At 63.7% G+C, this 11970-nt stretch carries 12 protein-coding genes; 4 read left to right on the top strand and 8 right to left on the bottom strand.

Annotated features, from left to right (window positions below; genetic code table 11):
* Positions 1-47: 47 nt before the first annotated feature.
* Entirely contained in the window at positions 48-251 is a 204-nt protein-coding gene (locus J1M87_RS08990; RefSeq protein ID WP_206489214.1) for an AlpA family transcriptional regulator, read from the bottom strand.
* Between the two features lie 117 nt (positions 252-368).
* Between J1M87_RS08990 and J1M87_RS08985 the strand changes: the two genes are divergently transcribed.
* Both J1M87_RS08985 and J1M87_RS08980 read left to right on the top strand, forming a co-directional pair.
* Positions 369-899: a helix-turn-helix domain-containing protein gene (locus J1M87_RS08985; protein WP_206489213.1), complete on the top strand. Its 531-nt coding sequence runs from the start codon at positions 369-371 to the stop codon at positions 897-899.
* Complete coding sequence (locus tag J1M87_RS08980) at positions 883-2013, top strand: site-specific integrase (RefSeq protein WP_206489212.1); 1131 nt, start codon at positions 883-885, stop codon at positions 2011-2013. The genes J1M87_RS08985 and J1M87_RS08980 overlap by 17 nt, the downstream gene beginning before the upstream one ends.
* A 57-nt stretch (positions 2014-2070) precedes the next feature.
* Here J1M87_RS08980 and glnA read toward each other — a convergent pair whose 3' ends face one another.
* On the bottom strand, positions 2071-3507 hold the full coding sequence (glnA, locus tag J1M87_RS08975) for a type I glutamate--ammonia ligase (RefSeq protein WP_206489211.1): 1437 nt from the start codon (positions 3505-3507) through the stop codon (positions 2071-2073).
* A 167-nt stretch (positions 3508-3674) separates the two neighbouring features.
* On the opposite strand from glnA, the gene J1M87_RS08970 reads away from it, so the two are divergent.
* Complete coding sequence (locus J1M87_RS08970; protein WP_206489210.1) at positions 3675-4139, top strand: RDD family protein; 465 nt, start codon at positions 3675-3677, stop codon at positions 4137-4139.
* A 38-nt stretch (positions 4140-4177) separates the two neighbouring features.
* Here the strand turns inward: J1M87_RS08970 and J1M87_RS08965 are convergent, their stop codons facing one another.
* From J1M87_RS08965 to sucB, 5 genes are all read right to left on the bottom strand, one after another.
* A complete protein-coding gene (locus J1M87_RS08965; protein ID WP_206489209.1) occupies positions 4178-4933 on the bottom strand; it encodes a DUF4191 domain-containing protein in 756 nt (251 codons plus the stop codon).
* Between the two features lie 61 nt (positions 4934-4994).
* Positions 4995-6008: a lipoyl synthase gene (lipA, locus tag J1M87_RS08960; RefSeq protein WP_206489208.1), complete on the bottom strand. Its 1014-nt coding sequence runs from the start codon at positions 6006-6008 to the stop codon at positions 4995-4997.
* Between the two features lie 10 nt (positions 6009-6018).
* On the bottom strand, positions 6019-6798 hold the full coding sequence (gene lipB, locus J1M87_RS08955) for a lipoyl(octanoyl) transferase LipB (protein ID WP_206489207.1): 780 nt from the start codon (positions 6796-6798) through the stop codon (positions 6019-6021).
* 21 nt (positions 6799-6819) lie between these two features.
* Positions 6820-7710: a TIGR01777 family oxidoreductase gene (locus J1M87_RS08950; RefSeq protein ID WP_206489206.1), complete on the bottom strand. Its 891-nt coding sequence runs from the start codon at positions 7708-7710 to the stop codon at positions 6820-6822.
* Positions 7711-7862: 152 nt separating this feature from the next.
* Positions 7863-9617: a 2-oxoglutarate dehydrogenase, E2 component, dihydrolipoamide succinyltransferase gene (gene sucB, locus J1M87_RS08945; RefSeq protein WP_206489205.1), complete on the bottom strand. Its 1755-nt coding sequence runs from the start codon at positions 9615-9617 to the stop codon at positions 7863-7865.
* Positions 9618-9995: 378 nt separating this feature from the next.
* Between sucB and J1M87_RS08940 the strand changes: the two genes are divergently transcribed.
* Positions 9996-10337: an oxidoreductase gene (locus tag J1M87_RS08940; RefSeq protein ID WP_206489204.1), complete on the top strand. Its 342-nt coding sequence runs from the start codon at positions 9996-9998 to the stop codon at positions 10335-10337.
* Positions 10338-10385: 48 nt separating this feature from the next.
* Here J1M87_RS08940 and J1M87_RS08935 read toward each other — a convergent pair whose 3' ends face one another.
* Positions 10386-11909 (bottom strand): leucyl aminopeptidase, encoded by a 1524-nt coding sequence (locus tag J1M87_RS08935; RefSeq protein WP_206489203.1) that lies wholly within the window; start codon positions 11907-11909, stop codon positions 10386-10388.
* Positions 11910-11970: the final 61 nt, after the last annotated feature.

The following is an 11970-nucleotide window of genomic DNA, read 5'->3' as shown; positions in this document are numbered from 1 at the left end:
ATGGCCGGCGTCGGGGGCTTTCTCGTTTGGGTCGGGGGTAGTCGGCACTACGCCACGCCACCGCGTGTCGATGCCGCTTCCTGCGCGCTGATCCACTCTTCGACGGCTGAGCGGCGGTAGCAGACGCGGCGTCCAAGGCGGAATGACGCCGGTCCAATTCCCTTGTGCCGGTAGTAGCGCAGAGTTGCCTCGAAGAGGCCGTACCGCTCGTGTACCTGTTTCGTGGTCAGTAGCTCATCTTCGGCATCCATGTTGTCTCCATTCACTGAGGGCTTGAAAGCTAAGCGTTATGAGAATGTACCCCGAGAGGTCGAGTTTGCCAACCACTGACGCTTTGAATTCAACCTTGTGTCGCATAGCCTCATTGCATGGCTGACGAACCCGACGCGACCGAACCTGAGTACTGGGCCGAGATTGCTCGACTGAGACTGCCGAGCTCTGAAGATGACCAGCATGCCGCTTCTATGCGTCAGATCTTCGAGTCCTGGGAGCAGCGGTTCGGGCAACGCATTAGAGAGTGGCGCGTCGCTCGCAGTTGGTCTCAAGATGAACTCGCGGCAAGGCTGCGGAGGGTCGGCATCGAGATGCATCAGACGACCGTTGCGAAGATCGAGCGCGGATCTCGGCCTTTGCGGGTTGCCGAAGCGGTTGCGCTCGCGGAGGTGATGGGGATGCCGGTTCTATCGGTGTTTCACGGATCCGGGCCGGAAGATGTGCCGATGGGGGTCGACATGATGCGTGATCGTCTAGAGCTGATAGAGGAACGAATTGAGTTCACGCAGAACGCAATTCAGGAACAGTATCGTCTACTGGCCAGTTATGAGACCGACAGAATTCTGGTATCTGACGCAATCAATAGGGCTGCGCTGAAGGTAGATACCGATGGCGCTGACTCGTAATCGTCGCTCGGGGGTCGAAGATCGTTGGCTGAAGGCCGACAAGTCCCACTCGGCGCAGTACGGGAACGGGAAGCGTTGGCGTGCAAGGTATGTCGACGACTTCGGGAAAGAGCACGCGCGGTCGTTCGATCGCAAGGTCGACGCTCAGGGGTGGCTCGACGACACCGTATCCACCCTGGTTCAGGGCACTCACGTTGCACCCCGCGACGCGAAACTGACAGTGCAGCAGTGGTGCGATCAGTGGATCGTCGGCTACGGCGTGAAGCGGGACAGCACGGTACGGCAGGCGCGCACTCACATCGCGCAGATCACTGCCGAATTCGGGACGTTGCCGCTCGCGGGAATCCGGCCGTCGATGGTGAAGGCGTGGACCGCGAAGCTGAGCAAGACGGGGATGGCCGACTCGTACGTCCACGCTCTGCATCAGCGTCTCTCGCAGATCCTCAGTGATGCGGTTCATGACAACCTGCTCGGCCGCAACCCTTGCTCGAGGCGTACATCGCCGCCGATGGGCAAGGCGAAAATCTACCTGATCACGACCGAGCAGCTGTGGGCGCTGTACGAGGCGATGGCGGACCATCTGAAGCCCGCCATCCTTCTCGGCGCGTTCGCTGGTCTCCGTGTCGCTGAGGCGTCGGCGCTACGTGTCGCCGACGTCGACTTCATCAGGGGAGTGGTTCACCCGAAGCTGCAGTGGCCGGCCAAGCCGCTGAAGACGGAGGGGAGTGAGGCACCGATCCCGATCCCGCAGGAGATGACCCTGCTGCTGTCGTCGTTCGTGAAGCTGTGGCCGAACGAGAATGTGGTCACGAACGGTCGCGGGGGAGCGGCGGGGCCATGGGTGATCGATCGTGAAATTCGGCGCGTCCGGCCCAGCATCGAGGGGTTGCCCGAAGAGTTCACGTTCCACGATCTACGGCACTATCTCGCGTCGCTGCTGATCCATTCTGGCGCCGATATCAAGACCGTCCAGGCCCGGGTACGGCACGCGAGCGCGAAGACCACGCTCGACATCTACGGGCACCTGTGGCCGGACGCAGACGAGTCCACCCGTGCCGCGGTTGGTGCTGTGATTGCGGCTCGGATGGACTCGTTGAAAGCTACTGCGGACTGACTGCGGACGGAGGGGCTGTGTGCTCACACCGTCCGCAGGTCAGGGCCTACAGGTCGATTACACGTCGTAGTACAGCGAGAACTCGTACGGGTGCGGACGAAGGTTGACCGGAGCGATCTCCTGCTCGCGCTTGAGCGAGATCCAGGTCTCGATCAGGTCGGTCGTGAACACGCCGCCCTCGGTGAGGTAGTCGTGATCGGCCTCGAGGCGGTCGATGACCGCGTTCAACGAGGTGGGTGCCTGAGGAATGTTCCGTGCTTCCTCGGGCGGCAACTCGTAGAGGTCCTTGTCGACCGGTGCCATCGGCTCGATCTTGTTCTTGATGCCGTCCAGGCCTGCCATCATCTGAGCGGCGAAGTTCAGGTACGGGTTGCCCGAGGAGTCCGGTGCGCGGAACTCGAGGCGCTTGGCCTTCGGGTTGTTGCCGGTGATGGGGATACGAACCGCGGCCGAGCGGTTGCGCTGGCTGTAGACCAGGTTGATGGGGGCCTCGTAGCCCGGCACCAAACGGTGGTACGAGTTGATCGTCGGGTTGGTGAACGCCAGCAGCGAAGGAGCGTGGTGCAGGATGCCGCCGATGTAGTGGCGCGCGAGATCCGACAGTCCGGCGTATCCGGCCTCGTCGTGGAAGAGAGGCTTGCCGTCCTTCCACAGCGACTGGTGCACGTGCATGCCCGAGCCGTTGTCGCCGAACAGCGGCTTGGGCATGAAGGTCGCCGACTTGCCGTTCTGCCAAGCGGTGTTCTTGACGATGTACTTGAACAGCTGCAGGTCGTCGGCCGCGCGGAGCAGCGTGTTGAACTTGTAGTTGATTTCCTGCTGACCGCCCGTGCCGACCTCGTGGTGTGCACGCTCGAGCTCGAAGCCTGCGTTCTGCAGGTTGGTCGAGATCTGGTCACGCAGATCGACGTAGTGGTCGTACGGCGCGACGGGGAAGTAGCCGCCCTTGAAGCGAACCTTGTAGCCGAGGTTCGGGCTGCCGTCCGCCTCGGTCTCGGCACCGGTGTTCCACCAACCCGCGGACGAATCGACCTCGTAGAAGGCACCGTTGGCCTGCGAGTCGAAGCGGACCGAATCGAAGATGTAGAACTCGGCCTCGGCACCGAAGTACGCGGTGTCGGCGATGCCGGTGCTGGCCAGGTACTCCTCGGCCTTACGGGCAACATTGCGCGGGTCGCGGCTGTACGCCTCACGGGTGAACGGATCGTGGACGAAGAAGTCGATGTTCAGCGTCTTGGCGTTGCGGAACGGATCGACCTGGGCGGTGGCGTAGTCCGGAAGCAGGATCATGTCGGACTCGTGGATGGACTGGAAGCCGCGGACGGACGAGCCGTCGAACGCAAGGCCGTCTTCGAGAGTGTCCGCCGTGAACGCCTTCGCGGCGATCGAGAAGTGCTGCTGTGCACCCGGCAGGTCCGTGAACCGGATGTCGACGTATTCGATTCCTTCATCTGCGATGAACTTGATGACCTCTTGGGCCGTGGAAAACGCCACGCTTTTGCTCCTTTGTTGAGTCCGTCGAACTGACGTTATGGACTTGGTGTTGCCCGCCCGTCAAGCTCGTGTTTCGCCCGTGTTACGCGTCCTGGTTCACGAGCGGCACGAACAACAGTACGTCCGCATTTTTCTCCATGAGCCCGGCCGCGCCTATCCTGGAAATCATGGCACGAATGACAGGGTCTTGGTTGTCCGGACCGGCGGCCGCGAATCCCCGCGAACCACAGAACTTTCGCGGGGAAGAACTCGGCCTGCCCCAACAGGGGGTCGGCGCACTTGCAGGTGCCGGGCGCAGAATCCTGGCGTTGCTGTTGGATTGGACGATGGCCACCGGCGTGGCCTCGCTCATTCTGGGTGGCTACACCACCAGCGGGCTGATCTCGACGATCGTGCTCGTGGTGTGGTTCGTCGTCGGACTGGTGAGCGTCTCGTTGTTCTCGTTCACCCCTGGCCAGTTCATCGTCGGTATCCAGGTGGGTCGCATCGACGCTCATGCCCGGGTCGGCTTCGTGCGCGCACTGGTTCGCCAACTGATTCTGCTGTTCGTGGTTCCGGCTGTGATCACCGACATGGACGGCCGCGGGATGCACGACCGCGCAACGGGAACAGCCCTGCTGCGGACCCGCTGACGGGTCGCACCAGGGCTGCTACGGGCAGAGATCGGGCGTCAGCGACGCTTCATCGTCCGCTGCACACCCTTCATCTTGGCACCGCCTGGAATGGGCCCTTTGGGCATCGCCGGGCCACCTTTGGTGCCCAGTGCCGCCAGGCGTGACTCGATGGTGTCCATGCGCTTGCCGTCGATGTTCTTCGGCAGCTTCGACAGGTACTTCTGTAGGCCCGACAACGGAATCTGGTTTTCCTCGTTGCCGACGATGACGTCGTAGATCGGGGTATCGCCCACCAGTCGGGCGGTCTTCTTCTTCTCTTGAGCCAGTAGTGCTTTCACACGCTGCGGTGCTCCCTCGGCAACGAGAATGACACCGGGCTTGCCGATCACGCGGTGCACGGCGTCGAGGTGGGTGGTGCCCGCGATCGCATTGGTGACCCGCCACGAACCCTGCAGGTTGTCCAATGCCCACGCAGCAGCACCGGCCTGACCGTCGGCCTTCTTGTACACCGTCTTCTGCACCCGACGACCGAAGATGATGAAGGCGACCAGAACGCCGAGCAACAGGCCGATGGGGAGAAGGAACCACTGGAAGTCGAAAGCCAGACCGATCAAGAAGCCGACGAGCCCGAGCCCGAGCACCGCTCCGATCATCAGCGGAAGGAGAACCTTGTCGTCCTTGCGCTGCATCTGGAAGGCCTGCCACAGCTGACTGCGCCGTTCCTTCGATGCCTTTCGCCGAGCCGCCTTCGCGGCGGCCTTTGCTTCCTTGCTGGGCTTGCCTGCTTTGCCAGCCTTACTGCCGTTCGCCATAACTCACAGGATACGTCCTGTGCCGACGCTCACGTGCACCACTCCGGGTTGGGAACGAGTGTCAGCGACCAGCCAGTCGCGCCATCAAGGAACTGGCCTCCTGAGAGGCCTCACCGCCGTCGGACAGGTGGCTCATGCTCTCGGGTAGTTCCCGACCGTGATGCGCCATCGCCTGTGCATACAGGCGTCCGGCGCGGTAGGAGGAGCGAACCAATGGTCCGGCCAACACACCGGCGAAGCCGACTTCGGTGGCGTAGTCGGAGTGCTCGACGAACTCCTCCGGCTTGACCCACCGCTCGACTGGATGGTGGCGGGGCGACGGCCGCAGGTACTGAGTGATCGTCAGGATGTCGCAGCCGGCCTCGTGCAGGTCGCGAATGGCTTCCTGCACCTCCTCGGGCGTCTCGCCCATACCGAGGATGAGATTGGACTTGGTGACCAGACCGTCGTCACGGGCCGCGGTGATGACGTCCATCGACCGCTGGTACCGGAAGGCCGGACGGATGCGCTTGAAGATGCGCGGCACGGTCTCGACGTTGTGCGCCAGAACCTCGGGACGGGACGAGAAGACCTCGGCCAGCTGATCGGGCTTGGCGTTGAAGTCGGGGATCAGCAGCTCGACGCCGGTGTTGGGGTTCAGCTTCTTGATGAACCGCACGGTCTCGGCGTACAGCCACGCGCCACCGTCGGCCAGATCGTCACGAGCGACTCCGGTGATGGTGGAGTAGCGCAGACCCATGGCCTGGACGCTCTCGGCCACCCGGCGCGGCTCGTCGCGATCGAGATCCTCCGGCTTGCCGGTGTCGATCTGGCAGAAATCGCATCGGCGGGTGCATTGCTCTCCGCCGATGAGGAAGGTCGCTTCGCGATCTTCCCAGCATTCGTAGATATTGGGGCAGCCGGCTTCCTCGCACACCGTGTGCAGACCTTCACGCTTCACAAGACCCTTGAGCTCGGAGTATTCCGGGCCCATCTTGGCTTTCGTCTTGATCCAGTTGGGTTTGCGTTCGATGGGGGTCTCCGCGTTTCGGATCTCGAGGCGGAGCAGCTTGCGTCCTTCTGGGGCCACAGTCACAGAAACGATGCTACGCGCCGAAGCGGACGGTGGTGAACTGCGGGTTGATCATCGCGCCTGCCGTCGACCGATGCTCGATGTCGTGGTCTCGCACCTGCAGGGAACCGTCCAGGGCCGCAAGAACGGCCTCCGTGACCGCCGCGGTGACGTCCGCGATCGTGACCTCTCGGCCGAGCTCGAGCGACAGAGATGTCACCCCTGCGTCGGCGATGCCGCACGGGACGATCGCATCGAAGCCGGTCATGGCGGCATTGCAATTCAACGAGAACCCGTGCAGGGTCACCCCGCGTTGAACGCGGACCCCGATCGCGGCGATCTTGCGCTCGGGGAGCAGGACACCGTCACGAGTCTCGGCGGCGAGCCACACCCCGGACCTGCCGTCGACACGCCCGCACGTGATGCCGTACCCGGACACCACCGAGATCAACGCCTCCTCGATGCGGCGCACGTACTTGACGACGTCGATGGGCTGCGCGAGCTTGACGATGGGGTAGCCCACCAGTTGGCCGGGACCGTGCCAGGTGATCTTGCCGCCGCGGTCGACCTCGACGACGGGTGTGCCGTCCCTCGGCATATCTTCCTCGGCAGTGCGCCGCCCAGCGGTGTAGACGGACGGGTGCTCGAGCAGCAGCAGGGTATCGGGGCCGGCATCGTCGGCCCTGGCATCGGCCAGCTCGCGCTGCAGAGCCCACGCCTCGGAGTACTCGACGCTGCCCAGTTCACGCACCACGACAGGTTCTGTGCTCGCGCGTGCCGATACTCGGGTCGACGAAGAGTTCGAGTCACTCATGATGCGGAACGGTACGCCGCGTCAACTACCCACAGCCACTCGCAGTGCCTCACCGACGGTGTTGTGCTCGAAGGAGTAACCCGCGTCCTCCAGGGCCTTGGGAATCGCGCGCGGGCCGGTGAGGATGGCCTCCTCGGCGAACTCGCCGATGACTGCCTTCAGAGCGAAACCGGGGACCACCCACGGTGCAGGTCGGTGCACTGCACGCGACATCGCACTGTTGAACTGAGCATTGGTCACCGGGGTCGGGCCGACCATGTTGACCGGTCCCCGCAGAGTGTCGTTCTCGATGCCGTGGACGATGGCACCGATCTCGTCCGCCAACGAAATCCACGGGAAGTACTGGCGACCACTGCCGAGCCTGCCGCCGAGAGCAAACAGGTAGAGCGGGCGAAGCTTGCCCAGCATCCCCCCTCGTTGCGAGAGCACCACACCGCTACGCAGCATGATCGTTCTCACCCCCGCCGTCGACGCTGCAGAGGTGGCGTCCTCCCAATCGCGACAGACCTCGGCCAGAAATCCGTCGCCGACGGGTGCGGTCTCGTCGACGACCCGATCGCCGGTGTCGCCGTAGAAGTTGACCCCGCTGGCATTGATCAGCGTCGGAACACCGGCGTCGGCGGCAGCCCCGGCGAGTACCTCGGTCGGGGCGATGCGGCTGTCGCGAATCAACTGTTTGTACGCGCCGGACCATCGCTTGTCGCCGATGCCGACACCACAGAGATTGACGACCGCGTCGGCACCGTGCAGCGTGGCCGAGTCGATGCTGCCGCGTGCCGGATCCCACTGCGACTCGTCGGGTCCGGCGGGCGATCGCCGAACGAGTCGAGTGACATCGTGGCTTCGGCCCCGCAGGGCCGCGACCAGAGCTGTGCCGATCAATCCGGATGAACCTGCAATGACTACGCGCATGTGAACGAAAGCCTCCTTGACGCAAACCGGGGCATCATTCGCGAACGAATGATGCCCCGGGTCTGCACGGTTCGTGCCTCACTGGTCGAGACTCCGATGCGAATGTGTCGCGCTACCACGAGGCTACTCGAGACGCGCGATTCGCCGGTGGTCTACAGGCCGAGATCGGCCTCGAACGATGCCACTTCGAGACGCTGCTTGATCGTGGTCAGGAAGCGTCCCGCATCGGCTCCGTCCACAAGTCGGTGGTCGTAGGTGAGCGGCAGGTAGCACATCGAGCGAACACCGATGGACTCGTTGCCCGAGTCGTCCTTGACGACCACAGGACGCTTGACGATCGCGCCCGTGCCGAGCATGGCCGCCTGCGGCGGAACCAGGATCGGGGTGTCGAACAACGCACCCTGGCTACCGATGTTGGTGATCGTGAACGTGCCACCGGACAACTCGTCGGGCTTCAGGCCGCCCGAACGTGCGCGGGTCGCGATGTCGTTGATCGCCCGTGCCAACCCGGCCAGCGAGAGATCACCCGCATTGTGGATCACGGGGGAGAGCAGACCCTGCTCGGTGTCCACGGCAATGCCGAGGTGCACGTCAGCGTGGTACGTGATCTCTTTCGCGTCCTCGTTGATGCTCGCATTGACGTTCGGGTGAGCCTTGAGGGCCTCCACGACCGCCTTCGCGAAGAACGGCAGATACGTCAGGTTGACGCCCTCGTTTTCGGCGAACTTCGCCTTGGCCTTGGTGCGCAGACCGGCGATCTTCGTCACGTCGACCTCGAACGTCTGCGTCAACTGAGCAGAGGTCTGCAGCGACTCGCGTGTCTTCTTCGCGGTGATCTGGCGAATCCGGTTGATCTTCTGCGTGGTTCCGCGAAGATGCGCCAGCTCCGGGCGTACACCGGCTGTGGCCGGTGCGGCCGGCTTCGACGCAGCCGCAGGTGCAGCATCGGCGGCGGGTGCTGCCGGAGCCTTCTTGGCCTCGGCTGCAGCGAGCACATCCTGCTTGCGGATGCGTCCACCGACACCGGTGCCCTTGACGCTCGACAGGTCGACGTCGTTGTCCGATGCCAGCTTGCGCACCAGGGGAGTGACGTACGGGGTGGATTCACCCGACGATGCCGACTCCTTGGCGGGAGCGGCCTTGGGAGCTTCCTGCTTGGGCTCCGGCTTCGGCTCGGCCTTCGGAGCTTCCTGCTTGGGAGCCTCCTTCTTCGGCTCCTCCTTCTTCGGCTCCTCGGCCTTCGGCTCCGGGGTGGGCTCGGGCTCGGGGGACTTCTCGGCCGGCGATCCCGATCCGATGACGGCGAGCTGGCCACCGACGGCGACGGTGTCATCTTCCTCGGCGGAGATCTCGAGCAGAGTTCCGGCCACCGGGGACGGGATCTCGGTGTCGACCTTGTCGGTGGACACTTCGAGCAGAGGCTCGTCGACGGCAACCTCGTCACCGATCGCCTTGAGCCACCGAGTCACGGTGCCTTCGGTGACGGACTCGCCCAGTTCGGGCATCGTCACCGGCGTGCCGGATCCGGACGAGTCGGACGACGCACTCGACGCGGGCGCTTCCTGCTCGGCCTGCGGCTCGGGCTCGGCTGCGGGCGTGGGCTCCTCGGATGCCGACTCCTCGGCAGCGGGGGCTTCCTCGGCCGGTGCGTCGGACGAGGAAGCCTCGTCTGCGTCACCGATCTGAGCGAGCTCACCACCGATCTCGACGGTGTCGTCTTCCTGAGCGACGATCTTGGTCAGAACACCGGCAGCAGGCGACGGGATCTCGGTATCGACCTTGTCCGTGGAGACTTCGAGCAATGGCTCGTCGACTTCGACGGTGTCGCCTTCTTGTTTGAGCCACCTCGTGACAGTTCCCTCGGTGACGCTCTCACCAAGAGCTGGCATCTGGACGGAGAAGGCCATGTCTGTTGACTCCTCGACAGTTGTATGCGGGTGATGTAGTTCTTACGACTTGTGGTCGTAGACCATTGTGCTGGCGGAACAGGGTTCATGGACGAGAGTTGCGTGATTCCGTCCGACGGAGGCACCGGTGCACACGGCACCGGTCGAGCGTGCTCTGCTCGACACAGCGCCCACGCAGACACTCCCTCTCGGCAATTCACTTACTCACTTCACGAGCCTTGGTTCACTATCAAGAGAGCTGAACCCTCTAATGTCATCCTTCCATTGTTGTCGCCCCGCCGTTCCCCTAGGGCGTGCAACACGCCTGGCAAACTGGTGAGTAACAACATTCGGACACCAGAACCGGTGGTCCATCGGCCGCTAGAAAAGGACGTTCTCGTGGGATTGTTCGATCGACTCAAGCGAAGCGGCGGAGGCGCGAAACGGGCCCCGGAGGGGTCGGTTGCCCAGTACCTGGCCGATTGGAGCGCCACCCGAATCGGTGTGGAGGCCTACGTCGAACCCAAGACGACGGTCACTCCACTGACCGTCGTGCTGATCGCGAACGACGGCGAATGGACGCGTCGGCCACTCGATGAAAAATATGTACGAAAGGTCGGATCCGACCTGAAGATCCCGGTGTACGACGTTCGCAAGACCGGCTACCCCCAGCGCATGCGCGATCACGACGCCCGCCAGAAGGTCATCAAGAAGCGCGAACAGCAGCAGCGAGATCTCTGATCTCGCCCGTGCGTGCGGACACCTTTCCGCACGCACGAACCGAGACGATCAGCCGTTCTGGGCGATGTCCTCGAGGACCGCGAACATCGTCCGTACCGGAACTCCGGTGCCGCCCTTGCCGGTGTACCCGAATGGCCCACCGGTGTTGTACGCCGGGCCGGCGACATCGATATGAGCCCATTCGACTCCGTCGGCGACGAATTCCTTCAGGAACAGTGCCGCCGCCAGCATTCCCCCGGCTCTGCCGTTGGTGACATTCGCCAGATCGGCCACCTTGGAATCGAGCTCACCTCGAATCTCCTTCGGCAACGGCATAGCCCAGCCGTTCTCGCCGATCGCCCGAGAAATCGCCGCGACCCGGTCGCGGAAATCGTCGGTACCCATGACCCCCGGCGTTCGATTACCGAGCGCGACCACCTGAGCTCCGGTCAGTGTCGCGGTGTCGATGAGGTAATCCGGATCGTCCTCGCAGGCACGCACGATCGCGTCGGCCAACACCAAACGGCCTTCGGCGTCGGTGTTGATGACCTCGACGGTGATGCCGCCGTACTGTGTGAGTACATCGCCCGGACGCTGAGCGGTGCCCGAGGGCATGTTCTCGGCCATCGGGACGGTCGCGATCACATCGAGTGGCAGACCGACCTTCGCGGCCAGGATCACCGTCGCGACGACCGCAGCGGCACCTCCCATATCCGAGGTCATGTTCTCCATGCCCGCAGCGGGCTTGATGGAGATGCCGCCGGTGTCGAACGTGATTCCCTTGCCCACCAGAGCGACCTTCTTCGCGCCTCGCTTACCGCCCGAGTGCGTCAGCCGAACCAGTCGCGGCAGGCGTGAGGAACCCTTGCCCACGCCGTGAATGCCGCCGTAGCCGTCCTTCTCCAGCGTCTTGTCGTCCAGGATCTCGACCTTCAAGCCTGCAGCGGTACCCAGCGCCTTGGCCTGCGCCGCGAACTCCTCCGGATAGAGATGGCTCGGCGGGGTGTTGACGAAATCTCGTGCCACAGCCACGGATTCGGCGATGGCGAGCGACCTTGCCAGGTCGTTCTTGGCTTCCTTGGAGCGGGTGTCGGGGACGAGCAGCTCGACGCGAGCAAGCGGAAGTGCGTCGGACTTCGGTGCCGACAATGCCGATTTGAACTCGGTGAATTGATACGCGCCGAGAAAGAAGCCCTCCGCGGCCGCACCGAGATCGAGAGCCGACAACGTCGTCGCGGCCGTGTCGACGCCCTTGAGCGCCCGGGCTGCGGTTCCGGCCGACTGGCGGATCCGCTCGCTGTCGATGTCGCCTGCACTACCGAGGCCGACGGCCAGCACGCTGTCCACGGACAGGCCCGATGGTGCCGGAATGCGCACCAGTTCGTCGGCCTTGCCGGTGGCACCGACGGACTCGAAAGCGTCGAGTAGCGCAGTGGCAACGGCATCGTCGGCGATGTCGTCGGTGATGGCGAGTTCGAGATCGCCATCACTGGTACTCAGCGCGACGACGAGAACGTCGACTTTCTTACCGAGCTTGCCCGCGAGGACCAGGTCGGGTCCGAGGGTGCGGGAAGGCGTCGAGGGGGAAGGCACGTGGCTGCTCCTGTAGGGGTTGACGTGTACGTACCTCGATCCTAGTGACGACTCGTCGAGG

Origin of the sequence: Rhodococcus sp. KRD162, from assembly GCF_017168335.1 — a bacterium.
Taxonomy (GTDB): domain Bacteria; phylum Actinomycetota; class Actinomycetes; order Mycobacteriales; family Mycobacteriaceae; genus Rhodococcoides.
Note: the sequence above shows the minus strand (reverse complement) of the source record. Positions and strands in the feature narration are given on the sequence as shown.